We start from the raw sequence: 23,479 nt of genomic DNA, 5'->3' as shown, positions 1-23,479 counted from the left end.
GAGTGACGAGCGACCTGAACCCGCGCGCCGGCGCCATCCTCACCGTGGATCTCGGCGCCGTCGTCGCCAACTGGACCCGGCTGCGCGACCGCGTCGCCCCGGCGGAATGCTCCGCCGTGGTCAAGGCCGACGCCTATGGGCTGGGGGTGGCGCGCGTCGTTCCGGCGCTGGCCACCGCCGGCTGCCGCACCTTCGTCGTCGCCCAGTTCGAGGAGGCGCTGGCCGTCCGCCGCGCGCTGGAGCCGGTCGCCCCGGAGGCACAGGTCTTCTCGCTGGGCGGCCTGCCGGCGGGGTGCGAGGGGGACTTCATCGCCAACCGCATCCTGCCGGTGCTGAACCATCTGGGCGAGATCGCGGCGTGGCGGGCCTTCGCCCAGTCGCGGGGAGAGGTTCTGCCGGCGGTGATCCACATCGACACCGGCATGAACCGCCTGGGCCTCGGTCCCGACGAGCTGGATACCCTTGCGGCGGAGCCGGATCGGCTTGCGGGCATCGACGTCCGCTATTGGATGACCCACCTCGCCTGCGCCGACGAGTTCGACAGCCCGATGACCGGGGAGCAGCTCGACCGCTTCCGCGCGGCGCTGGCCCGGCTGCCGAAGGCGAAGGCCAGTTTCGCCAATTCGTCCGGCATCTTCCACGGCAAGGACCATCATTTCGACCTCGCCCGGCCGGGCTGCGCGCTCTACGGCGTCAACCCGACGCCGCATCTGCCCAACCCGATGCTGGGCACCGTGCGTCTCGACGCCCGTCTGCTGCAGGTCCGCAACTGCGCGGTGCCGATGACGGTCGGCTATGGTGCGGCCCACAAGGTCACCGGCCCGGCGCGGATCGCGACCATTGGCGTCGGCTATGCCGACGGCTACCTGCGCTCGCTCAGCGGCAAGGGGCACATCTTCGTCGACGGCGTCGCCGCTCCCATCGTCGGCCGCATCTCGATGGACCTCATCACCATCGACGTCACCGGCTTGCCGGAGTCGGTGGCCCATGCCGGCCGCATGGTCGAGCTGATCGGGCCGCGCCGCCCCGTCGACACGGTGGCGGCGGAGGGTGGGACCATCGGCTACGAAATCCTGACCTCGCTCGGCCGGCGCTATCACCGGGTTTATGTCGGCGAGTGACCAGCTTCCCCTCTCTCCCCGCTCACGCGCAAACTTCGTTTGCGCTGACGCGACAGCCGGACCATTGGTCCGCCGAAAGTGGGAAGAGGGCGAGATCACCGCGACAGCCCGTCTCCCCTCCATTGCAAAGTCCAAGGATGACCGCGGGGTCCATCGGTGCTATGACCGCAGCGCCCAAATGAGTCTCAAACCAAGGATGCGGGCCGACTGATGGGTTTCCTCGCCGCCACCGGCCGGGCCTTCCTGATCTTCCTGGAAGCGACCGGACGCCTTGCCCTGTTCACCGGGTCCGCCCTGTCGCACTGCGTGCGTCCGCCGCTCTATCCCCGGCAGATCCTGCGGCAGATGATCGACATCGGCTATTATTCGCTGCCGGTGGTCGGGCTGACGGCGCTGTTCACCGGCATGGTGCTGGCCCTGCAGAGCTACAGCGGCTTCTCCCGCTTCCAGGCGGAGGGGGCGATCGCCACCGTCGTCGTGCTGTCGATCACGCGCGAGTTGGGACCGGTTCTGGCCGGCCTGATGGTCGCCGGCCGCATCGGCGCCGCCATGGCGGCGGAGATCGGCACCATGCGGGTCACCGAGCAGATCGACGCGCTGTCGACCCTGTCGACCAATCCGTACAAGTATCTGGTGGCCCCGCGCCTGATCGCCGGCCTGACCATGGTGCCGCTGCTGGTGATCGTCGCCGACATCATCGGCGTGTTCGGCGGCTTCCTGGTCGGCGTCTACCGGCTGGACTTCAACGCCGCCAGCTACATCAACCGCACCTGGGAATTCCTGGAACCGCTGGACGTCATCTCCGGCCTGGTGAAGGCGGCGATCTTCGGATTCCTGATCGCGCTGATGGGCTGCTACCACGGTTACCATTCCAAGGGCGGCGCCCAGGGCGTGGGTGCTGCGACCACCAACGCGGTGGTGTCCGCCTCCATCATGATCCTGGTGTGGAACTATCTGATCACCGGCCTCTTCTTCTCGACCAAGTGAGCGCCACTCCATGACCACTGTCCCAAAGATCGCGCTCAAAGACGTCACCAAGCATTTCGGCCCGAAGAAAGTGCTGAACGGCATCGACCTCGAGGTGGCGAAGGGCGAGTCGCTGGTGGTGATCGGCGGGTCGGGCACCGGCAAGTCGGTGATGCTGAAGAGCATCCTCGGCCTGCTGACTCCGGATTCCGGTTCCATCAAGGTCGACGGCGTCGAGACGACCCGCCTGCGCTCGCGCGAGCGGGAGAAGATGCTGCACAAGTTCGGCATGCTGTTCCAGGGCGCCGCGCTGTTCGACAGCCTGACGGTCTGGGAAAACGTCGCCTTCGGCCTGATCCAGGGCGCCCATATGTCCCGATCCCAGGCCAAGGAGATCGCCGTCGCCAAGCTGGGCGCCGTCGGCCTCACCCCCGACGTGGCGGAGCTGTCGCCGGCGGAGCTGTCGGGCGGCATGCAAAAGCGCGTCGGCCTTGCCCGTGCGATCGCCGACGAACCGGAGATCATCTTCTTCGACGAACCGACGACCGGCCTCGACCCGATCATGGCCGACGTCATCAACGAACTGATCGTGCAGTGCGTGAAGGACCTCGGCGCCACCGCCGTCACCATCACCCACGACATGGCCTCGGCCCGCAAGATCGCCGACCGTATCGCCATGATCTACCAGGGCCGCATCATCTGGACCGGCCACGCCCGCGACATCGACAATTCGGGCAACGCCTATGTCGACCAGTTCGTCCATGGCCGCGCGGACGGGCCGATCAAGATGCAGATCAAGGCACTCTGATCGGAGCGACCCGGCCGGAACAATCTGGCCGGAACAATCTGGAGGCTTGCCGGTTTTCGAACGGGGTGCCATCGCAGCCCGTTCCCCGGAGGTGGTTCTCCCGTGAGTTTGCAGCCCGCGACGTCCCAGGCCTTCGATATCGACGAAGCCTTCCGCCGCCTGCGGATCGCGGTCGCCCCCTACCCCAAGGCGGCGATGTTCGACCTGCGCGACCGCGGCTATGCCACGCCCTTCCAGCAGCTGGTCGCCAGCCTGATTTCCGCCCGCACGCGGGACGAAACGAGCCTGGTGGTCGCCGAACGGCTGTTCGCCGTGGCAGACACTCCGGCCGCCATGGCCGCCCTGCCGGAGGAGCGGCTGGTGGAGCTTCTGCACGGCGCCACCTTCCCGGAACCCAAGGCGCGTGACATCCGCGACCTCTCCCGCCGCATCGTCGAGGACCATGGCGGCGAAGTGCCGGACACGCCCGACGCGCTGATGCGCTTCCGCGGGGTCGGGCCGAAGATCGCGGCGCTGACGCTGGCGGTCGGCTTCGACATCCCGGCGCTGGCGGTCGACATCCATGTCCACCGCGTCACCAACCGCTGGGGCTATGTGTCGGCGCGCACGCCGGAAAAGACCATGGCGGCGCTGCTGGCGGTATTGCCCAAGCGGTATTGGGTGGAGATCAACGAGCGGCTGGTGCCCTTCGGCAAATGGATCTGCACCGGCGACCGGCCGCGCTGCTCCACCTGCCCGCTCTTGTCGATGTGCGCGCGGGTGGGCGTCACGGAGTCGCGCTGAGGCGCAGCGATTGATGCAGATCCTGGCGGGGCGGCGGGCGCTTGGCTAGAACGGCGGCCAAGATTCCGCTTTTCGAGGCTCCGCGATGATCGTCTACGCCCTGCACTGCGCCTGCGGCCATGATTTCGACCAGTGGTTCGACAACATGGCCGATTACGACGCCAAGAAGACCGCCGGCATCCCCTGCCCCTCCTGCGGCGGCACGGAGGTCACCAAGGCCATCATGGCACCGCGCGTCGGCAAGTCCCAGCCGGCGCCGGCACCCGCCTGCGCGACCGGCGGCTGCGGCGGGGGCGGCTGTCCGATGATGATGTGAGGGGAGGTTCGGCGTCGGGTTGCCCCCTCCCTCCCACGGCTGCGCCGCGGGTCCCTCCCTCCCCCGCTTCGCGGGAGAGGGGGAGATTTGCTTAGAGGCGGCAGTCCCCTCTCCCGCGATCGGACCGGCCGAGGGCGGGGGAGGGTTAGGGTGGGGGCAAAGCTCAGCGCCGCCGCGCCTCCGCCGTCAAGCGCGGTTCGATGGTCAGTTCCTCCCGGCGGCGGGGAGAGCCGAAGCTCGGCTCAACCCGCGACTCGCGCGGCCGGTCGTCGCCGGCGGGGGTGCGGCTCAGCGGATCGACACCGCGCCCGCTGCGCCACCAGGCGAAGCCGACGCCACCCAGCGTCACCGCGAGCAGTCCGGCCACACCGGCGCGCGCCGCGTTCGACTGCCACAGCGACGTGCCGCCGCCGACCGCCACCGGTTCCTCCACCGGGGCCGGCTTGCCATCCGGGGTCGTCGCCGCCACCGTCCCGCGGGGAGCCGCCTGCGGAGCCGGCCCTTCGGCGGCACCGGCCGACGGACGCGCCGCGCCCTGAGGCGCCGCACTGGGCGCGACCGCATTGGAAGCCGCCGCCGGTGCCGAGGGGCGCGGAGCCGCGGCCGGAGCGCTGTGGCCGGTGGAAGAGGAAGTCGACGGGGAGGACGGCGCCGAAACCGGCGCGCCGCCGAACTGGGCCATGCCGCCGACGCTCTCGCTGCCGGATTCGACCCGGCCGGTGGGGGCGGCGCGCGGCGCCACCTCCTTGTCCTGGCGGGTCTGGCCGACCTGGCTCTTGGACAGGCTGCCCATGGTGGGAGCGGCCTTCTTCTCGCGCTCGCCCATCATCTTGTTGATGGTGGCCTGATCGAGGTTGCCGGTGGCCGGCAGGCCGACCGACTTCTGATAGGCGCTGAGCGAGGACCGCGTTTCCGGCGTCATCTGGCCCTTGGCGCGGCCGCCGATGTTGTAGCCCTTGTCCTTCAGGAAGGTCTGCGCCCACTGGATATCGGCCGTCGATGCCTCCGCCCGTGCGGAACCCGGCGTTCCGAGCGCAAGACCCGACACCACCACTGCAACAGCCGCCACCGCGGCGCCACCACGCACCCGCCGCGAAATCTCAGACATCGCCTTATCCCTCCGTCCGTGACGCCAGACCGATTTCAGAGCCACGACACTTCCCCCGAATCGGGGACATGGATCGTGTTACCAGATTGCACCGCTTTTCCGGCGGCGATTTTTGTGCGTCTGCGTTGTCCGCCACGCAGCGTTGCCGAAAAGGCGCGTTCCCGGAAATGGTGTGCGAAAATGGATCGGAAAAGGCCGGACGTGGTAGCGTCAATTCGGGGGCAACACATGGAATGCAGGGGCGCCATGACCGGGTTCGAAAACGCATCTCCGTGGGTAGGACCGAGGGCAAGACCGGGGATCGGGCCGGCGGTCGCCGTCTGCGTCGTGACCACCGTCTTCCTGCTGTCGGGCTGCGGCAGCCCGCCGGCCTACCGCGAGTGGACCGCCAGCCCCGACGTGCCGACCATCGCCTACGACGAGTGCACCGAGCAGGTGGACCACACCATGCGCCTGCGCGGCTACCCCCTGCGCCCGCTGCCGGAAACGCCGCAGTACGGCTACCGCAAGGAAATCTTCGCGCTGTGCATGCGCCGCAAGGGCTACGCGACGGAGTGACCCTCCACCGTCCGCCCCTTTATCTCCCACCGGCGAAATGCAGGTAGGCCAGGGCGCCCGCCAACGTGCCGATCAGGATCACCGCAAGATAGACCCGCAGCGGCAAAGCCACCGGTTCCGCCGCCTTGCGCCTGCGCCCCGGTTTGGCGGCCGCCGCCGGCTTCGCCCCAGGACGGACGCGTCCTCCCTTTGCCGGCCCCTTGGTGGGGTCGTACAGCTCGATCAGCGTCCAGTTGAACTCCATGCCCTCATAGGCGGAGTCGGCGTTGTAATCGAGCTGGATCAGCCGGAAATAAGCCCGCGGGTTGATGCCCACCATCTGGTCGAAGCGTGCCTTGGCGTGGGCAAGCTCCTCCCCCACCTCCAGCGTCTTCCACCCCTTGCCGCGCGCCTTCTGGATAGCGAATCGGGTCGGCTGGGACGGGCGCGGGGTCGGCATGGGCGGCAGTCTATCGCCACACTCAGCGCAGCGGAACCGCGTTGTTGCGGATGACCGAGGCGTACCAGTCGTAGCTGGCCTTCGGCTTGCGGGCCATCGACTCCCGGTCGACCTGGACCAGCCCGAACTTGCGGCGGTAGCCCTCCGACCACTCGAAATTGTCCAACAGAGTCCAGGCCATATAGCCCTTCAGGTTGCAACCCTCGTCGATCGCCTTCGCCGCGGCCAGCAGATGGTCGCGCAGGTAGCCGATGCGGTCGCGGTCCTCCACCCGGCCGCTCGGGGCCACCGTATCGGGATAGTCGGCGCCGTTCTCCGCCACATAGACCGGCGGGTTGCCGTATTTCTCCTGCAGTTCGGCCAGGATCTCGGTCAGGCCGTCCGGCTCCACCGGCCATTCCATGCCGGTCTTGCGCGTGCCCTCGGGCGCCGAGCCGTATCCGGTGCCGAACAGCCCCTGCGGATCGGGCTGCTGGTGCATGCGGCTGTAATAGTTGACGCCGAGAAAGTCGACCGGCTGCTTGATGCGCTCCAGGTCGCCGGACTTGGCGATGCGGGCGAAATCCGCCTCCAGCTGTGCCGGGAAGCGGCCCTTGAACAGCGGGTCCAGGCAGGAGCGGTTCCACACCGCGTCCCACATCAGCGACGCCGGATAGTTCGAATCGAGTCCCCCCACCGGCCAGGACGGCTGCAGCGACAGAACGGTGCCGAGCTGCCAGTTCCGGCCGCCCACCTGCCGCAGCGCGGCCAGCGCGGTGCCCTGGGCGAGGTTCTGGTGATGGATGGCCTTCAGGCAGTTGTCGCGGCCGGTCAACCCCGGCGCATGGCCGCCGGTGCCGTGGCCGAAGATGGCGACCACCGACGGCTCGTTCAGCATCACCCAGTTCTTGGCGCGGTCGCCCAGCCGGGCGGTGACCGCCAGCGCATAGTCGGTGAACCAGCCGGCGATGTCGCGGTTGGTCCAGCCGCCGCGGTCCTGCAGGGCCTGGGGCAAATCCCAGTGGAACAGGCAGGGCCAGGGCTGGATGCCCTTCGCCAGCAGCGCGTCGGTCAGCCGGTCGTAGAAGTCGAGCCCCTTGGCATTCACGGCGCCCGTGCCCTGCGGCATCACCCGCGGCCAGGCGATGGAGAAGCGGTAGGCCTTCATGCCGGCCCGCGCCATCAACTCCACATCCTCGGCATAGCGGTGGTAGTGGTCGCAGGCGACGTCGCCGGTGTCGCCGTTGGCGATCCGCCCGAAGGAATGGCTGTAGGTGTCCCAGACGCTGGGGCCGCGCCCATCCTCCGCCACCGCCCCTTCGATCTGGTAGCTGGAGGTGGAGACGCCCCACAGGAACCCATCGGGGAAGGCGATCGTCCGGGGGGCCGAGTCGGGGGCCGCCTGCACGCCCTCGCGGGTCAGTGCAGCCATCGCGCCGCCGCCGGCCGCCGCGGCCGCCGTCACCTTCAGGGCCGTCTTCAGGAAACTCCGCCGCCGCATCGCCCGCATCTCCGCTCCGCCGCCCAACCGGGCTGTGGCCGTCCGTCGCCGCGCACTGTATGCGGTCCAACGGCTTTGGCAACCGGGTGATTACCCGCATCGCCGATTCTTCCGGGGCACCGCCCCCCGCGACATCACAACCCACACATCATATCCATGACATCGCATCCAAGGGCGGCCATAGGCGCGGCGCCCATCGCGGTCTATATTGGCGCCATGCACGATCTCTTCCCCATCCTGATGGTCCTGGCGATGCTGGCTGTGGTCGGCTCGCTCTTCGTCGGCCTCTTCTTCATGGCCCGCGGCGGCAGGGGCGACCCGCGCCGTTCCAACAAGGCTATGCGCCTGCGCGTGATCCTGCAGGGCGCAGCCTTGCTGCTGTTCGTTCTCGCCATCCTGACCAAAGGCTGACGGTTTCCATGGTAAAGCTGACCAAGATCTACACGCGCGGCGGCGATGCCGGCGAAACCTCGCTCGGCGACGGCAGCCGGGTGCCGAAGCACGACCGCCGCGTCGCCGCCTACGGCACGGTGGACGAGGCGAACGCCGTCATCGGCATGGCGCGCCTCCATACCAATGACTGGCCGGAGGCCGACGCGATGCTCGGCCGCATCCAGAACGACCTGTTCGACCTGGGCGCCGACCTCTGCACGCCGGAGGAGGAGGCGCCGAAATACCCGCCGCTGCGCATCGTGCAGGCCCAGGTCGACCGGTTGGAGGCGGAGATCGACGCGATGAACGCCGGTCTGGCGCCGCTGACCTCCTTCATCCTTCCCGGCGGCTCTGCGGCCGCCGCGCACCTGCATCTGGCGCGCACCGTGGTGCGGCGGGCGGAACGGTTGATGACCGATCTGGCGCGCCACGAACCGGTGACGCTTGCGGCGCTGAAATACGTCAACCGGCTGTCGGACCACCTGTTCGTCCTGAGCCGGGTGGTGAACCGCAACGGGGCGGACGACATCCTGTGGGTTCCCGGCGCCAACCGGTGAGAGCCGGCCACCTAATCCGGCCTGCGCCGCCGCCGGCGCTTCCGGGGCTTCTGGCGCGTCATTGACAGTGGTAATGCCAGATCCTATGGTCCGTTCGCAACCACAGCAATTTTCGCGGTGTTCGCCGTAATGGGCGCGCGCTCAGCAGCCAGGGTGAGTTATGAAAGTCCTCGTCCCCGTTAAGCGAGTGGTCGACTACAACGTGAAGATCCGCGTCAAGGCGGATGGCAGCGGCGTCGAGACCGCCAACGTGAAGATGAGCATGAACCCCTTCGACGAGATCGCCGTCGAAGAGGCGGTGCGCCTGAAGGAGGCCGGCAAGGCGACCGAGATCGTCGTCGTTTCCGTTGGCCCGACCCAGGCGCAGGAGACGCTGCGCACCGCTCTCGCCATGGGTGCCGACCGCGCCATCCTGGTGCAGACCGACGTGACGACCGAACCGCTGGCCGTCGCCAAGGTCCTCAAGGCCCTGGTCGAGAAGGAGGCCCCCGGCCTCGTCATCCTCGGCAAGCAGGCGATCGACGACGACTGCAACCAGACCGGCCAGATGCTGGCCGCCCTGCTCGGCTGGGGCCAGGGCACCTTCGCCTCGAAGGTCGTGGCCGGCGACGGCACGGTCGCGGTCACCCGCGAGATCGACGGCGGCCTGGAGACGGTGGAGCTGAAGCTTCCGGCGGTGGTCACCGCCGACCTGCGCCTCAACGAGCCGCGTTATGCTTCGCTGCCGAACATCATGAAGGCGAAGAAGAAGCCGCTGGAGACCATCACCCCGGACAGCCTGGGCGTCGACGTCGCCCCGCGCCTGAAGACGGTGAAGGTTGCCGAGCCGGCGAAGCGTCAGGCCGGCATCAAGGTGCCGGACGTCGCCGCACTGGTCGACAAGCTCAAGAACGATGCGCGCGTGATCTGAGGGGGATGAACTGACCATGGCCAACATTCTCGTCATCGCGGAACATGACGGCGCCTCGCTGAAGCCCGCCACGCTGAACGCCGTCACCGCCGCCTCCAAGATCGGTGGTGACATCCACATCCTGGTCGCCGGCAAGGGCGCGCAGGCTGCCGCCGAGGCAGCAGCGAAGGTCGCCGGCGTCGCCAAGGTGCTGCTGGCCGACGATGCGGCCTATGAGCACCAGCTGCCGGAAGACGTCGCCCCGCTGGTGGTTTCCGTTGCCAAAGGCGGCTACGGCCATGTGCTGGCCGGTGCCACCTCGGTCGGCAAGAACCTTCTGCCGCGCGTCGCCGCCTTGCTGGACGTCGCCGCCATCTCCGACATCACCGCCGTCGTCTCCGCCGATATTTTCGAGCGGCCGATCTATGCCGGCAACGCGATTGCCACCGTGCAGTCGGGCGATGCGGTGAAGGTCATCACCGTCCGCACCACCGCCTTCGAGACCGCCGCCGCCGAAGGCGGTTCGGCCTCGGTCGAGAAGGTCGCGGGCGCCGGTGCCGCCGGCCTGTCGAGCTTCGTCTCGGCCGAACTGACCAAGTCGGAGCGTCCGGAACTGACCGCCGCCCGCGTGGTGGTGTCGGGTGGCCGCGGCATGCAGTCGGGCGAGAATTTCCCCATGCTGGAGGCTCTGGCCGACAAGCTGGGTGCCGCGGTGGGCGCCAGCCGCGCCGCCGTGGACGCGGGCTTCGTGCCGAACGATTATCAGGTCGGGCAAACCGGCAAGATCGTGGCGCCCGAGCTGTACATCGCCGTCGGCATCTCCGGTGCGATCCAGCACCTCGCCGGCATGAAGGACAGCAAGGTGATCGTCGCGATCAACAAGGATGAGGAAGCGCCCATCTTCCAGGTCGCCGATTACGGCCTCGTCGCGGACCTGTTCAAGGCCGTGCCGGAGCTGACGGCCGAGTTGGACAAGGCGCGCTGATCCGGATCGCGGTCGAGGGGGAAGCTCCCCTCGACCGCGGCCTTTCTACCCACATCCTTCGCGGGACAGCCCCCATGACCACGATCAAGAAGATTGGCATCATCGGTGCCGGCCAGATGGGCAGCGGTATCGCCCAGGTCTGTGCCCAGGCCGGCTATGATGTCGTCCTGTCCGACATCAGCGACGCGGTCCTGGAAAAGGCGCTCGCCAACATCGGCCGGAATTACGACCGCCAGATCCAGAAGGGCAAGCTGGAAGAGGCGGAGAAGACCGCCGCCCTCGGCCGCATCGTCACCGGCACCGACCTGTCGGTGTTCGGCGAGTCCGATCTGGTGATCGAGGCCGCAACCGAGAACGAGGCGCTGAAGCGCGACCTGCTGAAGAAGCTGGTCCCGCATCTGAAGCCGGAGGCGCTGATCGCGACGAACACCTCGTCGATCTCGATCACACGCCTGGCCGCGGCGACCGACCGTCCGGCCAAGTTCATGGGCATGCACTTCATGAACCCGGTGCCGGTGATGCAGCTGGTCGAGCTGATCCGCGGCATCGCGACCGACGAGCCGACCTTCAACGCCATCAAGGAACTGACTCTCGCCATCGGCAAGACCGCCGCGGTGGCCGAGGATTTCCCGGCCTTCATCGTCAACCGCATCCTGCTGCCGATGATCAACGAAGCCGTCTACACCCTTTATGAGGGCGTCGGCGGCGTCGAGGCCATCGACACCGCGCTGAAGCTGGGCGCCAACCACCCGATGGGCCCGCTGGAACTGGCCGACTTCATCGGCCTTGATACCTGTCTGGCGGTGATGCAGGTGCTGTACGAAGGCCTTGCCGACAGCAAGTACCGCCCCTGCCCGCTGCTGGTGAAGTATGTCGAGGCCGGCTGGATCGGCAAGAAATACGGCCGCGGATTCTACGACTACTCGCAGACGCCGCCGGTCCCGACGCGCTGAGGACTGTTTGCGGGGGCTTCTTTGTTGAGAAGTGGCTGGCTGACGATGCCCCCACCCTGACCCTCCCCCGCTCTCAGCGGACCTACGGTCCGCCTGCCGCGTCAGCACAAAGCGGAGCTTTGTGCGAGAGCTGGGCGGGGGAGGGGATTGATGCTTATTCGGGAAGGTGGCGGCAGTCCCTCCCCCGCCCAGCGGGGGAGGTTAGGTGGGGGTCTAACGTCTCCGTAAAGACACTATCTCCCCCTCACTTCGGCAGCGCATAGGCGATCACCGAATCGCCTCCCTTGGTCCCCAGCGAGCCGTGCCCGCCGGCGACCACCAGCACATATTGCCGGCCGTCCTCGCCCCGGTAGGTCATCGGCGTCGCCTGGCCGCCGGCCGGGAGGCGGCTTTCCCACAGCTGCCTGCCGTTGGACACGTCATAGGCCCGCACATAATAGTCGATGGTGCCGGACAGGAAGGCCACGCCTCCCGCCGTCATGATCGGGCCGCCCAGGTTGGGCACGCCCATGCGGAAGGGCAGCGGGATCGGCGAGGCGTCGCGGGTCGTGCCGTTCTTGTGCTTCCACACGACCTTGCCGGTCGTCAGGTCGGCCGCGGCGACATAACCCCAGGGCGGCGCCTGGCAGGGCAGCCCCAGCACCGAAACGAAGGGTGCCAGCTTCACCGCATAGGGCGCGCCGAAATTCTCGTTCAGCGCCGGCAGGCTGAATTCCGGCCGCTCGCCGCCCTGGACATACAAATCCTTGTCGTTCCGGCGCGGCACCAGCTGCGAGACGAAGGCGAGATAGGTCGGAGTGGTGAAGGCGATCTGGCGCTGCGGATCGACCGCGACGCCGCCCCAGTTGAAGACGCCGAAATTGCCGGGATAGACCAGCGACCCCTGCAGTGACGGCGGCGTGTAGCGCCCCTCGTAGCGCAGCCGCTTCAGCGCGATGCGGCAGGCGAGCTGGTCGAACATCGTCGCCCCCCACATGTCCGCTCCGCCCAGCGGCGGCGGGTCGAAGGACAGGGCGGAAACCGGCTGGGTCGGGGCGGTGTGGTCGCCCTCCGCGGCACCTTGCGGCGCCGGCTTCTCGGTCACCGGCAACACCGGCTGGCCGGTGCGGCGGTCCAGCACGAACAGTTCTCCCTGCTTGGTCGGCTGGACCAGGGCCGGCACGGTCTGTCCGTTCACCGTCAGGTCGATCAGGCTGGGCTGGGCGGGCACGTCGTAGTCCCACAGATCGTGATGCACGGTCTGGAAGACCCAGCGCACCTGCCCCGTCGCCAGATCGAGCGCCACGACGGAGGAGGAGAAGCGCTCCACCTCCGGACTGCGGTTGCCGCCGAACTGGTCGGGCGGCTGGTTGCCCAGCGGCACATAGACCATGCCCAGCGCCTCGTCCACGCTGGAGATCGACCAGCTGTTGGGCGAATTGACGGTGTAGGTCTGTCCCTCCGCGATCGGCGCGGTCTGGTCGGGCCTGGCCGAGTCCCAGTTCCAAACCAGATGGCCATCATTCACGTCGAAGGCACGGATGACGCCCGACTGCTCCTTGGTCGACACATTGTCCAGCACCGTGCCGCCGACGATGATCAGGTTGGCCGTCACCACCGGCGGCGAGGTCGAATAATAGGCGCCGGGCCGGACATTCGGCATGTTGGCCCACAGGTTGATCTCGCCGCTCTGCCCGAAACCGGTGCAGATCGACCCGTCCTCCGGGTTCAGCGCCACCAGACGCCCATCGGCGGTCGGCATGAACAGCTTGGCGGCGCACGCACCCGCGGTTGCATTGGCGGACGCTTGCGGAGCCGGATGGTAGGACAGGCCGCGGCAGGTCAGGTGCTGCAACGCCAACTGCTTGGGATCGATCTGCAGGTCGCGGCGCCACACCTCCTTGCCTGTGGTCGCGTCCAGCGCGATGACGAGTTGGTGAGGCGAGCACAGGAACAGCCGGTTGCCGAACTTCAGCGGCGTCACCTCGAAGGTGGTTTCCTTCGGATCGCCGGGTCGGCCGCGAAGGTCGCCGGTTTGATAGGTCCAGGCGACCTCCAGCTTGTCGGCATTCTCCGGCGTGATGCCGGTCAGCGGCGAATAGCGCTGGCCGTAGCCGGTGCGGCCATAGGCATGCCATTCACCGTCGGGAATCGCCGGGCCGGGACCGGCAGCCGGAGTTCCGGCCGATGCGGTCTGCTGCCGCGCCGGCAAGGTTCCGTCGATGCGGTGCGGGTCGGTGAACCAGGACGCGACGGCGACCAGCAGCACGACCGCCAGCGACGCGGCCAGCGGAATGCCGGAACCGCGGAAGACCCCCACCGGATAGGCGCCGGGCGCGGGCACGCCGGCCATCGGTTGCCGTTCGCCCAGGTGGCGGGTGATCCAGGGCATCAGCAGCAGGAACCCGACCACCGCGATCACGTCGCCGCGCGCCGCCAGCGGCCACCAGTCCAGCCCCGCTTCCCACAAGGCCCATACCAGCGTGCCGATCACCAGCAGCGCGTAGACCGTCAACGCCGCGGGCGACCGCTTCACCAGCAGAAGGGCCGTGACCAGGAACAGGATGCCGGCGACGGCATAGTACCAGGACCCGCCCAGCAGGATCAGCCAAAGGCCGCCGCCCAGCGACCCGAGCCCCAATATTGCCAGCAGAATTGTCATCGCCCACAGGGCGACGCTTCGCTCGGTTTTTTTCATGGCACGTCCTCAACCAAAATCCTTTCCGATCCCAACGAACGGGGGCGGAGTTGGTTGCGACATGTCTAAGCGATGGGTGCCATTCGCTACGTATCGCTGCCCATCCGGCAAAGCTTCGGAACGCGGAGCGCGCCACTTTTGTTGAACGGCGAAAGATCCTGGAATCTGCCAAACGGAGGCCGCCATGCGCATGCACCGCCATCCCTGGAGCGAGGAGTTCGCCAAGATGAGCCCGGAGGCGCGTTACCGCGGCGTCGGCCCGCGCAATTACCGCCGGTCCGACGAACGCATTCTGGAAGACATCAACGAACGCCTGACCGACGATCACCACATCGACGCCTCCGACGTCGGGGTGAAGGTGGAGGGCGGCGAGGTGACTCTGTCCGGCACCGTCGCCGACCGCGCCGCCCGCCGCCGGGCGGAAGACATCGCGGAAAGCGTGTCGGGCGTCGGCCATGTGCAGAACGACCTGCGCGTCGCCAGCCGGAACGCGCCGGGCCAGACCACGACCGTCGGCCTCGGTGAGCGGGTCGAGCCGGCCGCTCCGCAGGGCGAGGGCAGCGTGACCGGCCCCGGCGCCCCGGCGCGGGACGCCATGGTGGCGGCGCTCGACAACAGTTCCATGGTGCTGGGCAAGCAGCCGCTGCCGGAGGATGACACGCTGCGCCGCAACGACGCCATGGCCGGCACCGCCGGGCGGGACCGCCGCTGAGCCATGACCGGATCAGGGTGGGCGTTTCCGCCCCCCTGCACCGGATGCGCTGCTGCCCTGCGCGGGCATTCGGATGACCTGGGAGGGTGCTTAACACTCGGTTAACCGGTGGGGATCATTGTCCCGCAGCAAATCGAGTATCCCCTCTCAAGCCTTCCTGAAACAGAGCAGCTGCCATCATGGGCAACAAGACCATCAAGCTTTCCGACAAGGGCGGTTACCGCGACGTCGCCCTGGAACAATTGCCGCGCAATGTCCGCGCCGCGGTGACCGACCTGTCGACCAAGAATCCGGTCGCCGACATCATCGTCGACCAGTCCGGCATGCTGTACCGCATCCACCTGTCGGCGCCGGCCAACATGTATGTAGACGTGCTGGCCGTCGCCTGAGGCGCCGCCGCACCATCCGGTTTTTCGGCCAATCGCTCCGGAAGGGCGGCCTGCAGCTATTGCAGCCGCCCTTCGTCGTTCCGGCCCTCCAGCCGCGCCAGCGCCCGGTTCAGCAGCCGGGGCGGCAGCATGGCCACCGCGCCGTCGCGCACCGCGCGCACATCCTCCGGGTCGAGCCCGGTGACGGCGGCCAGTTGCCGGTCATCCAGCCCGCGGTCTTCCGCCAGCAGCGTTATCCATCCCGCCAATGTGCGGGCCTGGGCCAATCCCGCCCGGTCGTTGAACCACAGGGCACCGCCCGGTCGGCCAATCGGCGTTGCGTTTTCGAAAGGCATATCGGGATCGAACGACGTCATGGACGCACCTCCCCTCAGCAGTTTCTTTCGCGGTCGCAGCAAATTCCCACCGCTTCGCAGCGGATCTTGTTTTCCTTCATTTATGAAGTCTGCCGATCTCTTCCAGAGGGTGGTAGGCAGTATTCGGCACCACCAACGCTCTTTTCTCCGTCTTTTTGCGTTGCAGTATGACCAAAAGTCGGTGACGGGTCGCCTTTCCGGGATTCTTTGAAACTGTCTTCGCGGGCCGGGGGCTAGGGCCGGGTGGCGGCTTCGGCGTATAACCGGTGCCATCATCCCGAATCCTCGGCCCGAACCCTCTGCAGTCCGGAATCCAGATGCCCGTCTCCCCGTCCTCCCCGTCGCCGCTGTCCGGGCCGGCCCTTCTCGAGCGCATCGACGCGCTGGCGGCGATCAGCGCGGAAGAGGGACGCCTGTCGCGCCTCTACCTGACGCCGGAACACCGCCGCGCCAACGATCTCGTCGCGCAGTGGATGACGGCGGCAGGGATGGCGGTGCGGGAGGATGCCGTCGGCAACATCATCGGCCGCTACGAGGGCGACCGGCCGGGCCTGCCGGCGCTGCTGATCGGCTCCCACCTCGACACCGTGCGGGATGCCGGGCGCTATGACGGCATGCTGGGCGTGCTGACCGGCATCGCCGTGGTGGCGGCTCTGCACACCCGCGGCCGCCGCCTTCCCTTCGCCGTCGAGGTGATCGGCTTCGGCGACGAGGAGGGCACGCGCTTCCAGTCCACGCTGATCGGCAGCCGCGCCATCGCCGGCACCTTCGACCCGGCGGTTCTGGAGACGCGCGATGCCGCCGGCATGCGGCTGGCCGATGCGATGACCGCCTTCGGGCTCGATCCCGCCGCCTGGGCCACTGCCGCCTATGAGCCGCAAGCCGTCCTGGCCTATGTGGAACTGCACATCGAACAGGGGCCGGTGCTGGAGGCGCTGGGCCGCCCGGTCGGCGTGGTCACCGCCATCGCCGGCGCCACCCGGCTGGCGGTGAGGGTGGAGGGCATGGCCGGGCATGCCGGCACCGTGCCGATGACCCTACGCCGCGACGCGCTGGCCGCTGCGGCCGAGATGATCCTGGCGGTGGAACAGCTCTGCTCGGGACAGGAACGGCTGGTCGGCACCGTCGGCCGGATCGAGGCGTCGCCCGGCGCCACCAACGTCATCCCCGGCAAGGTCCGCTTCACCATCGACCTGCGGGCCGACCGCGACCCCCTGCGGCTGGAGCGGGTCGGCGCCGTCCGCGCCCGGCTGGAGGCCATCGCCGATGCCCGCGGCGTCGCCATCGGCTTCGAGACCCTGCATGAAAGCCCGGCCGTCGCCTGCCACCCGGCGCTGATGGCGCAGTTCGCCGCCGCGGCATCCGCCGAAGGACTGGACGCGCCGGAACTGCCGAGCGGCGCCGGCCACGACGCCATGGCGGTGGCGGCGCTGACCGACATCGCCATGCTGTTCGTGCGCTGCGAACGCGGCATCTCGCACAATCCGGCCGAACGCATCACCGCCGCCGATGCCGAGGCTGGCGCCCGCGTGCTCGCCCGCTTCGTCGAAAACTTCCAGCCTGCAACCTCCCTTTCGTGACGGACCGCCTGCCATGACCGACCTGTCCCCCTCCCTCGCCGCCACCCTGGCCACCACACTGGCCACCACGCTGGACGAGGCGGTGAATGCCCGCTTCGACGAGGAGGTCCGTTTCCTGGCGGAGCTGGTGAAGGTGCCGTCCGACAATCCGCCCGGCGATTGCGCCCCCCACGCCGTCCGCGCCGCCGAACTGCTGGAGGCGATGGGCTTCACGGTCGAGCGCCATCCGGTGCCGGCCGAGTTGGTGCGGGCGAACGGCATGATCAGCGCCACCAATCTGGTCATCCGCCACCGCTTCGGCGACGGCCCTACCGTGGCGCTGAACGCCCATGGCGACGTGGTGCCGCCCGGCGAGGGCTGGTCGAGCGATCCCTATGGCGCGGAGATCCGCGACGGCGTGATGTATGGCCGCGGCGTGGCGGTATCGAAGTCGGACTTCGCCACCTATGCCTTCGCCCTGCAGGCCCTGATGGCGAGCAAGGCCGCGCTGAAGGGGACGGTCGAGCTGCACCTGACCTATGACGAGGAGGCCGGCGGCGAGATCGGTCCGAAATGGCTGCTCGACCAGGGCATTTCCAAGCCGGACTATGCAGTGTCGGCCAGCTTCGCATATTCGGTGGTGACCGGTCACAACGGCTGCCTGCATCTGGAGGTGCAGGTCGACGGCAAATCCGCCCATGCCGCCCGCCCCGACACCGGCCATGACGCGCTGGAGGCTGCGACCGGCATCCTGGCGGCCCTCTACGCCCACCGGCCGGAACTGGCGACCCGCCGCTCCAGCGTCGCCGGCATCACCCACCCGTCGCTGACCGTCGGGCTGATCCAGGGCGGCATCAACACCAACGTGGTCCCCGACCGCGTCACCTTCCGCCTCGACCGCCGCATGATCCCGGAAGAGAATCCGGCGGAGGTAGAGGCCGAACTGCGCGGATTGATCGAGCGCGCCGCCGCCGGGCGCGAGGGCATCCGGGTCACCATCCGCCGCATCCTGCTGGCCCGGCCCTTCCGCTCGGTCGGCGACGCGCCGCGGCTCGCCGCGCTGTTCGCGGCCCATGCGCAGGAGGTGTTGGGCGTTCCGGTCGGCCAGAACGGCATCCCGCTCTACACCGACGCCCGCCATTATTCGGAGGCCGGCATCCCCACCATCCTCTACGGCGCCGGCCCGCGCGACCTGCTGGAAGCCAACGGCCACCGCGCCGACGAAAAGCTGGTGCTGGAAGATCTGCGCAAGGCGACCCAGGTGGTTGCGCGGTCTCTGGCGGAACTGCTGGGGTGAATCGACGCCTGGTGCCGGGACGGCCGGAAGCTGGACAAATTCACGCGCGCTCTCTAACTTTCAGAGTCTACAGAGGGTGAATGACATGGACGCGATCAAGGTGTCCGACGCCGAATTCCAGCAGAACGTCGGCCGCTATCAGGACATTGCCTTGAGCCGGCCCGTCACCGTCACACGTGACGGACGGGAAAGCACGGTGCTGATCTCCACCGAGGAGTACCGCCGCCTGAAGCGCCGGGAGCGTCGGGTCATGGGGCCTGAGGACTTCACGGAAGCGGACATCGCTGCGCTCGAGGCCGCACGCGCCCCGGCCGATGCCGACGCATTTGACGACGAACTGACGCCGACATCGTAAAAGCCGTGCCTATTCCCAAATCCGGTCCCCGGCCTCGTCATCCGCTACAGCTATCTCTGGCGGGCAGAGTACCGACGTGGGCAGGAAGAAGGGGTCAAGAACCGTCCCTGCGCGGTGATCCTGACAACCATGACGGAGGAGGGGGATCGTTGCGTAACGGTACTGCCGATTACGCATTCCCCGCCGGCCGACCCGGCTCTGGCAATTGAGATCCCTGCGACGACGAAGTCCCGCCTCGGTCTCGACGCAGAACGGTCCTGGGTCGTGCTGGCGGAGGCCAACCGCTTTATCTGGCCCGGCCCCGACCTGCGTCCTGCCCGAGCGGACGATGCAGGAAGCGTAGCCTATGGGTTGCTGCCGACACGCTTCTTAAACGAACTCCGTCAGAAGTTCATCGCCCTCGTCAAGGCGCGCCGGGCGGGCATGGTGCAGCGGACGGAGTAAAGCCCGTCCCCCCTCTACCCCACCCGCTCCCCCGATGGCAGCCCTAGCCCCCAATCGGCCAAGCCGGAGGTGGCCGGATCGGTGGTGGCGGTGTCGAGGCTCGCCAGATGGCGGTCGATCAGCAGGTTCAGCCGGTCGCGCGCCTCCCACACCGTCAGGCTGTGGTCGGCGCGGTCGAGATAGACGAGTTCGATGCCGGCCAGGCCGTCCAGGGCGCGGCCGCCTTCGCCCAGATGCAGATAGAACTCGGCCAGGGTCATGTCGCCGCTGCTGTAGACCAGCAGAACCCGGCGGCCTTCCGCTGACAGGCGGCGGAACATGCGCAGCGCATGGCGGGTCAGGCCGGTACGGATCAGGACCTTGCGGACGAAGCGGCCGGCCAGACGCTTGGCCAGTCCCATCACCCGGGCGCGCTTGCGGAAGCTGGCGCGCAGCCGGGCCGGCTTCAGCGCCTCCAGCAGATATTCGGTGGTGGAGCGGAAGGCGACCGTCCGCATCAGCTCCGACACGGCGGTGCCGTCGCCCAGCTCGAACCGTCCGGGATTCAGCGCGATCTGCCCGACCACCCGGTTGTCGCCCAAACCGGCATGCAGGGCGGGTGTCCCGCCGGCACAGAGGCCGATGACGACGACCCGCGCATGCCCATGGGCTTGGAGCCAGTCCAGAGCCGCCCGCACGTCGCCGATCCCGTCCCGGTGGTAGAGCAGGTTGTCGGCGATGCCCGGCCGGCCGGGACTGTCGCCGATCCCCGCGGCGTCGATCCTGAGCGAGCAATAGCCGCGCGCCGCCAGACGGCGGGCCTGCACCACGGTCGCGCGTCCGGAGCCGACATGATGGGTGGCGCCGCTGTTCAGGAACAGGATGGCCGGCCGGCTGCCGGCCGGGTCGGCCAGGACCGGCGTGCAATAGATGCCGAACAGCTCCGGATCCTTGCCGAAGAAGACCGGCCGCTCCACCGCCGTCGTGGTCATCAGCCCGGCCGGGCGGTCCGGCGGCGGGGTCGCACCCATAGTGATCGGTCCGGCGGCGATCCAGCGCAGGACCGGGTCGAACACCGCGGCGGCCTGGGCGCGCTGCGGCTGCTGGACCATCTCCAACATGCCGCTGATGCCCATCGGCTCCGCCACCGCGCCCATCGCGCGCCAGCGGGCCGCCAGCTTCACCGGCGTCTTCGCATCCGGACGGTCGGCGATCAGGATGCGTGGAGCCGGCGGATTCGGCTGGTCGCAAGGGGCAAGACCGCTCAGCGCCAGTGCGGTCTCCGGTGTCAGCGGCATGCCGATCACGTTCAGCCAGGATGCGCGTTCCGGCGGTTCCGGGTTGCAGACCGGGCGCAGCACCATGGTGGCCAGCGTCTGCAACTCGCGCACCGCCTTGCGGCCGGAGGTGATCGGCGCCAGCAGCGCCAGCGCATCCACCCCCTGCCCCTCCTCCGCCAGTTCCAGCGCCGCAGCGGCGGCGAGCAGCGAGCCCAGGCGGAAGCCGACCAGGGCGAGTTCGGTGACGCCGGTATCCTCGCGCAGGCGGCGCACCGCCGCCTTGACGCCGTCCAGCCACGCGCGCACCCGGTCCGGCTCGCTGTCGTCACCGGCGGAATCGCCGGAGCCCGGATAGTCGAACCGCAAGGTCGGCAGCCCGGCGGCGGCCAGTTTCTCCGCAAAGGTCTTCCAGGCGCGGTGTACGCAGAGTTCCTCATGCCCGTAGGGGCCGCACAGCACCACCCCGCGCAGGCCCGGCGCCGGGTGTAGCCATCCGAAACAACCCTCGAACACCATCGGTGTCGGCTTCATGCGTCCCCCCTGTAACGGACGGGCGCCATCGCGTTCAGCGCATGGACCTCCCCATCCGGCACCCCATCGCCCGCGCCGGTACGCAGCCGCAGACGGACCACCCGCCCGACGCCGGGGGACAGGTGAAACCAGGCATCTTCCGCCCGGAACCGCCCGTCCTCCACATGCACCGAACAGGCAAGCCGCCGGGTCGCAAGCCGCAACGCCCAGTCGTCCCCCTGCCGCTCCACCACCGCAGTCAGGCCGAGATCCGCGCGCGGCAGCGAGCGACCCTTCGGGAAATAATGAGACTCATCAACTGGTTCCGCTTCCCTTTCGGCCAACAGCAATTGCGCCGACACCACATCGTGTGGGATCGGTCCAAACCTGTAGGTGTAAGTCGTGTCAAAAAAGCGGTCGGTCATCCCGGCGGCCGGCAGGGTGACCGCCGCCCGCGCCGGCAGCGTCACCGGCCGCTCCGCCTTCAGCACCGGAAGCGTCCCGTCGCGCCACGCCGTCAGCCGCAGCAGCGCCTCCACCGGCCGGGCGGTGTCGTTGATCAGATGCACGGCCAGCCCGTTCACCCCCTCGTCGGTCAGGATGACGCGCAACGGACGGAAGGCGCGTTTCAGCGCATACCAGGCCGGCTTCGGCGTGCCGTCGGCGGCGACGACGCCCCAGCCGGCGCCCGGCCAGGGGTCGCGCCATTGCCAGACCAGCCCGCCGGCGCAGCCGGACCCGGCACGCCGCCACTCGTCGAACACCGCCTGCATCACCTCCCCCGTCACCGCGCGGGACAGGCGGCGGTAGCGGTCGGGCTCCTCATGGCGCAGGCGTCGCGGATCGACGCCGTAGAGTGCCTCCAGATAATGCTCCCGCACATCCTCGAAGTCCCAGGAGGCGCCGGGATCGCGCGGCACCCGCTCCTTCCAGCGGGGATGATGGAGCGCCGGGACGCCGAGCGGGTCGTCCTCCGGCAGGTTGGCGAAAGCGAGGCATTCGCTGGCGAAGCGCACGTCGGCCCGCCGGGCATCCTCCAGCGGCCTCAGATAGGCGCCGACGCCGTAATAGTGGGTCACCCCGGCATTGGCGACGAAGGGCAGCGGCCCACCGCTGGGGGAGTTCGCAATCTGGATCAGGTCGGGCCGCCGCGCAGCCGTCTCCTCCGCAATCACTGCCGCCAGCGCTTCTTGCGTCCAGACGGCGCGGGGCAGGCCGAGCATGGCCGCCTGCTGTTCCATCTCGCTGCCGCCGCACAGCACGGCCAAGGAGGGGGAGGCCTGGGTGCGGTCGAGAAGCTGCGCCATCTCCGCCCGCACGCCGTCCAGGAAGGCCGGGTCGGTCGGGTAGTCGAAATTGGCGAGCATGGCATCCTGCCAGACCAGGATACCCAGTTCGTCGCACAGCTCGAAGAACGCGTCGCACTCATACAGCATGGTGCCGCCGACGCGGACCATGTTGGCGCCGGCCTCCCGCATCCGCCGCAGTTCGGGCTCATAGGCCGCGCGGTCGGCCGGCAGGCCGACCAGATCGACCGGCACCCAGCAGCCGCCGCGGCAGAACACCCGCTCGCCATTCACCAGCAGGGCGAAGCCGTTGCCGTCGGGTCCCCGGTCCACCGCCAGCGAACGGAAGCCGACGCGCCCCAGATCGACCTCCACGACGCCCCCCGGCGCGACGATGCGGGCGACCACGCCGTGCAGCACCGGTTCGCCATGGGTGTGCGGCCACCAGGGCTCCACCCCCGGCAAGGTCATGTCGGCGTGGAAGGCGTCGATGCCGTCGAACCGGAGCGGAGCCACCTGCCCGGCGACCTCCACCGAGCCGGTCATGCCTGCCCCATCCGCCTGCCGGGCGCCGTCCACCGTCAGGCGCAGCGACAGCCGACCGTCGCGCCCGTCATAGCCGCTGCGCAGGTCGGCGCCCAGCACACGGATGGGGCCGGTCTCCTCCACCAGCTCCACCGGGCGGTACGGGCCGACCGCATGGACCGGCGGGCACCAGCCCGGCATATGGCCCAGCAGGGTCGTGCGGACAAAGCGCAGCGTCGCCGGCTCGGCCAGCTTGGGCCGCCAGCGCGCACGGCCCTTCCTCGACGACGCCAGGGCTGCCAGCGCCGGATGCAGGGCGTGGAAGCGGATGGACAGCTCCGCCTCCCCGTTCAGCGTCACCGGCACCTCATGGGCGAGGAACATGCTGTCGGAGGTCAGGATACGCTCCCCGTCCAGCCGCACCTCCGCGATGGTGGCGAGGCCGTGGAAGCGCAAGTTGCGCGGACCCTGGCCGGTCAGCCGGGTGCGGTAGACGATATCCTTGTCATGCAGCGGAAGCGGATCGTCCAGCGACCACAGCCCGGCCGCCTGCAGGGCCTGCGCCGCGGTGCCGGGCACTGCGGCAGGCACTGTGGCCCCCACGGCGGCAGGCACGCCCTCCCCCGCGCTGCCGGGCGGCAGCAGGGTCAGGTCCCATCCCTCCGTCAGCGCGGTGATCCGCCGTCCCGTGACCGATCGGATGCGCGCCATCGCC

At 68.8% G+C, this 23,479-nt stretch carries 24 protein-coding genes; 17 read left to right on the top strand and 7 right to left on the bottom strand.

What is annotated here, in order from left to right; all coding sequences use genetic code 11:
• Positions 1-2: 2 nt before the first annotated feature.
• The 5 genes from alr to ACWPKK_RS28010 all read left to right on the top strand — a co-directional run bounded on the left by alr (position 3) and on the right by ACWPKK_RS28010 (position 3,994).
• A complete protein-coding gene (gene alr, locus ACWPKK_RS28030; RefSeq protein ID WP_452011050.1) occupies positions 3-1,121 on the top strand; it encodes an alanine racemase in 1,119 nt (372 codons plus the stop codon).
• Between the two features lie 210 nt (positions 1,122-1,331).
• A complete protein-coding gene (locus ACWPKK_RS28025; RefSeq protein WP_014250103.1) occupies positions 1,332-2,108 on the top strand; it encodes an MlaE family ABC transporter permease in 777 nt (258 codons plus the stop codon).
• A 10-nt stretch (positions 2,109-2,118) separates the two neighbouring features.
• Positions 2,119-2,895, top strand: a complete 777-nt coding sequence (locus tag ACWPKK_RS28020; protein ID WP_324869834.1) for an ABC transporter ATP-binding protein — start codon at positions 2,119-2,121, stop codon at positions 2,893-2,895.
• 102 nt (positions 2,896-2,997) lie between these two features.
• A complete protein-coding gene (locus ACWPKK_RS28015; protein ID WP_452011047.1) occupies positions 2,998-3,678 on the top strand; it encodes an endonuclease III domain-containing protein in 681 nt (226 codons plus the stop codon).
• Between the two features lie 85 nt (positions 3,679-3,763).
• Positions 3,764-3,994 (top strand): DUF1178 family protein, encoded by a 231-nt coding sequence (locus ACWPKK_RS28010; RefSeq protein ID WP_452011045.1) that lies wholly within the window; start codon positions 3,764-3,766, stop codon positions 3,992-3,994.
• A gap of 163 nt (positions 3,995-4,157) precedes the next feature.
• Here the strand turns inward: ACWPKK_RS28010 and ACWPKK_RS28005 are convergent, their stop codons facing one another.
• Positions 4,158-5,102 (bottom strand): peptidoglycan-binding protein, encoded by a 945-nt coding sequence (locus ACWPKK_RS28005; protein ID WP_452011043.1) that lies wholly within the window; start codon positions 5,100-5,102, stop codon positions 4,158-4,160.
• A gap of 246 nt (positions 5,103-5,348) precedes the next feature.
• Between ACWPKK_RS28005 and ACWPKK_RS28000 the strand changes: the two genes are divergently transcribed.
• Positions 5,349-5,660: a hypothetical protein gene (locus tag ACWPKK_RS28000; protein ID WP_452011041.1), complete on the top strand. Its 312-nt coding sequence runs from the start codon at positions 5,349-5,351 to the stop codon at positions 5,658-5,660.
• A 19-nt stretch (positions 5,661-5,679) separates the two neighbouring features.
• On the opposite strand, the gene ACWPKK_RS27995 is transcribed toward ACWPKK_RS28000, so the two are convergent.
• Positions 5,680-6,099, bottom strand: coding sequence for a hypothetical protein (locus ACWPKK_RS27995; RefSeq protein ID WP_452011038.1), 420 nt, complete (start codon positions 6,097-6,099; stop codon positions 5,680-5,682).
• 22 nt (positions 6,100-6,121) lie between these two features.
• Positions 6,122-7,579, bottom strand: a complete 1,458-nt coding sequence (locus tag ACWPKK_RS27990) for a GH1 family beta-glucosidase (protein WP_452011036.1) — start codon at positions 7,577-7,579, stop codon at positions 6,122-6,124.
• A 216-nt stretch (positions 7,580-7,795) separates the two neighbouring features.
• Between ACWPKK_RS27990 and ACWPKK_RS27985 the strand changes: the two genes are divergently transcribed.
• The 5 genes from ACWPKK_RS27985 to ACWPKK_RS27965 all read left to right on the top strand — a co-directional run bounded on the left by ACWPKK_RS27985 (position 7,796) and on the right by ACWPKK_RS27965 (position 11,395).
• A complete protein-coding gene (locus tag ACWPKK_RS27985; protein ID WP_063635925.1) occupies positions 7,796-7,990 on the top strand; it encodes a twin transmembrane helix small protein in 195 nt (64 codons plus the stop codon).
• An 8-nt stretch (positions 7,991-7,998) separates the two neighbouring features.
• A complete protein-coding gene (locus tag ACWPKK_RS27980) occupies positions 7,999-8,568 on the top strand; it encodes a cob(I)yrinic acid a,c-diamide adenosyltransferase (protein ID WP_452011034.1) in 570 nt (189 codons plus the stop codon).
• 160 nt (positions 8,569-8,728) lie between these two features.
• Complete coding sequence (locus tag ACWPKK_RS27975; RefSeq protein ID WP_452011031.1) at positions 8,729-9,478, top strand: electron transfer flavoprotein subunit beta/FixA family protein; 750 nt, start codon at positions 8,729-8,731, stop codon at positions 9,476-9,478.
• Between the two features lie 16 nt (positions 9,479-9,494).
• Positions 9,495-10,442 carry an FAD-binding protein gene (locus tag ACWPKK_RS27970; protein ID WP_452011029.1) on the top strand — a complete coding sequence of 316 codons (948 nt, stop codon included), beginning with the start codon at positions 9,495-9,497 and terminating at the stop codon, positions 10,440-10,442.
• A 74-nt stretch (positions 10,443-10,516) separates the two neighbouring features.
• Positions 10,517-11,395, top strand: coding sequence for a 3-hydroxybutyryl-CoA dehydrogenase (locus ACWPKK_RS27965; protein WP_324869845.1), 879 nt, complete (start codon positions 10,517-10,519; stop codon positions 11,393-11,395).
• Between the two features lie 244 nt (positions 11,396-11,639).
• Here ACWPKK_RS27965 and ACWPKK_RS27960 read toward each other — a convergent pair whose 3' ends face one another.
• A complete protein-coding gene (locus ACWPKK_RS27960) occupies positions 11,640-14,072 on the bottom strand; it encodes a glucose/quinate/shikimate family membrane-bound PQQ-dependent dehydrogenase (protein ID WP_452011026.1) in 2,433 nt (810 codons plus the stop codon).
• Positions 14,073-14,256: 184 nt separating this feature from the next.
• Between ACWPKK_RS27960 and ACWPKK_RS27955 the strand changes: the two genes are divergently transcribed.
• Together ACWPKK_RS27955 and ACWPKK_RS27950 are read left to right on the top strand one after the other, a co-directional pair.
• Positions 14,257-14,784 carry a BON domain-containing protein gene (locus tag ACWPKK_RS27955; protein WP_452011024.1) on the top strand — a complete coding sequence of 176 codons (528 nt, stop codon included), beginning with the start codon at positions 14,257-14,259 and terminating at the stop codon, positions 14,782-14,784.
• 179 nt (positions 14,785-14,963) lie between these two features.
• A complete protein-coding gene (locus tag ACWPKK_RS27950; RefSeq protein ID WP_014250120.1) occupies positions 14,964-15,173 on the top strand; it encodes a hypothetical protein in 210 nt (69 codons plus the stop codon).
• Positions 15,174-15,229: 56 nt separating this feature from the next.
• On the opposite strand, the gene ACWPKK_RS27945 is transcribed toward ACWPKK_RS27950, so the two are convergent.
• A complete protein-coding gene (locus tag ACWPKK_RS27945) occupies positions 15,230-15,529 on the bottom strand; it encodes a hypothetical protein (protein WP_149222581.1) in 300 nt (99 codons plus the stop codon).
• Positions 15,530-15,846: 317 nt separating this feature from the next.
• On the opposite strand from ACWPKK_RS27945, the gene ACWPKK_RS27940 reads away from it, so the two are divergent.
• The 4 genes from ACWPKK_RS27940 to ACWPKK_RS27925 all read left to right on the top strand — a co-directional run bounded on the left by ACWPKK_RS27940 (position 15,847) and on the right by ACWPKK_RS27925 (position 19,184).
• Positions 15,847-17,109 carry an allantoate amidohydrolase gene (locus ACWPKK_RS27940; RefSeq protein ID WP_452011021.1) on the top strand — a complete coding sequence of 421 codons (1,263 nt, stop codon included), beginning with the start codon at positions 15,847-15,849 and terminating at the stop codon, positions 17,107-17,109.
• Between the two features lie 13 nt (positions 17,110-17,122).
• A complete protein-coding gene (locus tag ACWPKK_RS27935; RefSeq protein ID WP_452011019.1) occupies positions 17,123-18,385 on the top strand; it encodes a M20/M25/M40 family metallo-hydrolase in 1,263 nt (420 codons plus the stop codon).
• A gap of 85 nt (positions 18,386-18,470) precedes the next feature.
• Positions 18,471-18,740: a type II toxin-antitoxin system prevent-host-death family antitoxin gene (locus ACWPKK_RS27930; RefSeq protein ID WP_452011017.1), complete on the top strand. Its 270-nt coding sequence runs from the start codon at positions 18,471-18,473 to the stop codon at positions 18,738-18,740.
• Positions 18,741-18,854: 114 nt separating this feature from the next.
• On the top strand, positions 18,855-19,184 hold the full coding sequence (locus tag ACWPKK_RS27925) for a hypothetical protein (RefSeq protein ID WP_452011014.1): 330 nt from the start codon (positions 18,855-18,857) through the stop codon (positions 19,182-19,184).
• Between the two features lie 14 nt (positions 19,185-19,198).
• Here ACWPKK_RS27925 and ACWPKK_RS27920 read toward each other — a convergent pair whose 3' ends face one another.
• Together ACWPKK_RS27920 and ACWPKK_RS27915 are read right to left on the bottom strand one after the other, a co-directional pair.
• Positions 19,199-20,974 carry an alpha/beta fold hydrolase gene (locus ACWPKK_RS27920; RefSeq protein ID WP_452011012.1) on the bottom strand — a complete coding sequence of 592 codons (1,776 nt, stop codon included), beginning with the start codon at positions 20,972-20,974 and terminating at the stop codon, positions 19,199-19,201.
• Positions 20,971-23,475 carry a glycoside hydrolase family 2 protein gene (locus tag ACWPKK_RS27915; protein WP_452011010.1) on the bottom strand — a complete coding sequence of 835 codons (2,505 nt, stop codon included), beginning with the start codon at positions 23,473-23,475 and terminating at the stop codon, positions 20,971-20,973. The genes ACWPKK_RS27920 and ACWPKK_RS27915 overlap by 4 nt, the downstream gene beginning before the upstream one ends.
• Between the last annotated feature and the right edge of the window lie 4 nt (positions 23,476-23,479).

It is taken from the genome of Azospirillum largimobile (genome assembly GCF_977007025.2).
Note: the sequence above shows the minus strand (reverse complement) of the source record. Positions and strands in the feature narration are given on the sequence as shown.

Bases quoted from the DNA above. Each gene is read 5' to 3' on its own strand.
- ACWPKK_RS28025 (WP_014250103.1), top strand. From the start codon at position 1,332: ATGGGTTTCCTCGCCGCCACCGGCCGGGCCTTCCTGATCTTCCTGGAA.
- ACWPKK_RS28020 (WP_324869834.1), top strand. From the start codon at position 2,119: ATGACCACTGTCCCAAAGATCGCGCTCAAAGACGTCACCAAGCATTTC.
- ACWPKK_RS28010 (WP_452011045.1), top strand. From the start codon at position 3,764: ATGATCGTCTACGCCCTGCACTGCGCCTGCGGCCATGATTTCGACCAG.
- ACWPKK_RS28005 (WP_452011043.1), bottom strand. From the start codon at position 5,102: ATGTCTGAGATTTCGCGGCGGGTGCGTGGTGGCGCCGCGGTGGCGGCT.
- ACWPKK_RS28000 (WP_452011041.1), top strand. From the start codon at position 5,349: ATGACCGGGTTCGAAAACGCATCTCCGTGGGTAGGACCGAGGGCAAGA.
- ACWPKK_RS27995 (WP_452011038.1), bottom strand. From the start codon at position 6,099: ATGCCGACCCCGCGCCCGTCCCAGCCGACCCGATTCGCTATCCAGAAG.
- ACWPKK_RS27990 (WP_452011036.1), bottom strand. From the start codon at position 7,579: ATGCGGCGGCGGAGTTTCCTGAAGACGGCCCTGAAGGTGACGGCGGCC.
- ACWPKK_RS27985 (WP_063635925.1), top strand. From the start codon at position 7,796: ATGCACGATCTCTTCCCCATCCTGATGGTCCTGGCGATGCTGGCTGTG.
- ACWPKK_RS27980 (WP_452011034.1), top strand. From the start codon at position 7,999: ATGGTAAAGCTGACCAAGATCTACACGCGCGGCGGCGATGCCGGCGAA.
- ACWPKK_RS27975 (WP_452011031.1), top strand. From the start codon at position 8,729: ATGAAAGTCCTCGTCCCCGTTAAGCGAGTGGTCGACTACAACGTGAAG.
- ACWPKK_RS27970 (WP_452011029.1), top strand. From the start codon at position 9,495: ATGGCCAACATTCTCGTCATCGCGGAACATGACGGCGCCTCGCTGAAG.
- ACWPKK_RS27965 (WP_324869845.1), top strand. From the start codon at position 10,517: ATGACCACGATCAAGAAGATTGGCATCATCGGTGCCGGCCAGATGGGC.
- ACWPKK_RS27960 (WP_452011026.1), bottom strand. From the start codon at position 14,072: ATGAAAAAAACCGAGCGAAGCGTCGCCCTGTGGGCGATGACAATTCTG.
- ACWPKK_RS27955 (WP_452011024.1), top strand. From the start codon at position 14,257: ATGCGCATGCACCGCCATCCCTGGAGCGAGGAGTTCGCCAAGATGAGC.
- ACWPKK_RS27950 (WP_014250120.1), top strand. From the start codon at position 14,964: ATGGGCAACAAGACCATCAAGCTTTCCGACAAGGGCGGTTACCGCGAC.
- ACWPKK_RS27945 (WP_149222581.1), bottom strand. From the start codon at position 15,529: ATGACGTCGTTCGATCCCGATATGCCTTTCGAAAACGCAACGCCGATT.
- ACWPKK_RS27940 (WP_452011021.1), top strand. From the start codon at position 15,847: ATGCCCGTCTCCCCGTCCTCCCCGTCGCCGCTGTCCGGGCCGGCCCTT.
- ACWPKK_RS27935 (WP_452011019.1), top strand. From the start codon at position 17,123: ATGACCGACCTGTCCCCCTCCCTCGCCGCCACCCTGGCCACCACACTG.
- ACWPKK_RS27930 (WP_452011017.1), top strand. From the start codon at position 18,471: ATGGACGCGATCAAGGTGTCCGACGCCGAATTCCAGCAGAACGTCGGC.
- ACWPKK_RS27920 (WP_452011012.1), bottom strand. From the start codon at position 20,974: ATGAAGCCGACACCGATGGTGTTCGAGGGTTGTTTCGGATGGCTACAC.
- ACWPKK_RS27915 (WP_452011010.1), bottom strand. From the start codon at position 23,475: ATGGCGCGCATCCGATCGGTCACGGGACGGCGGATCACCGCGCTGACG.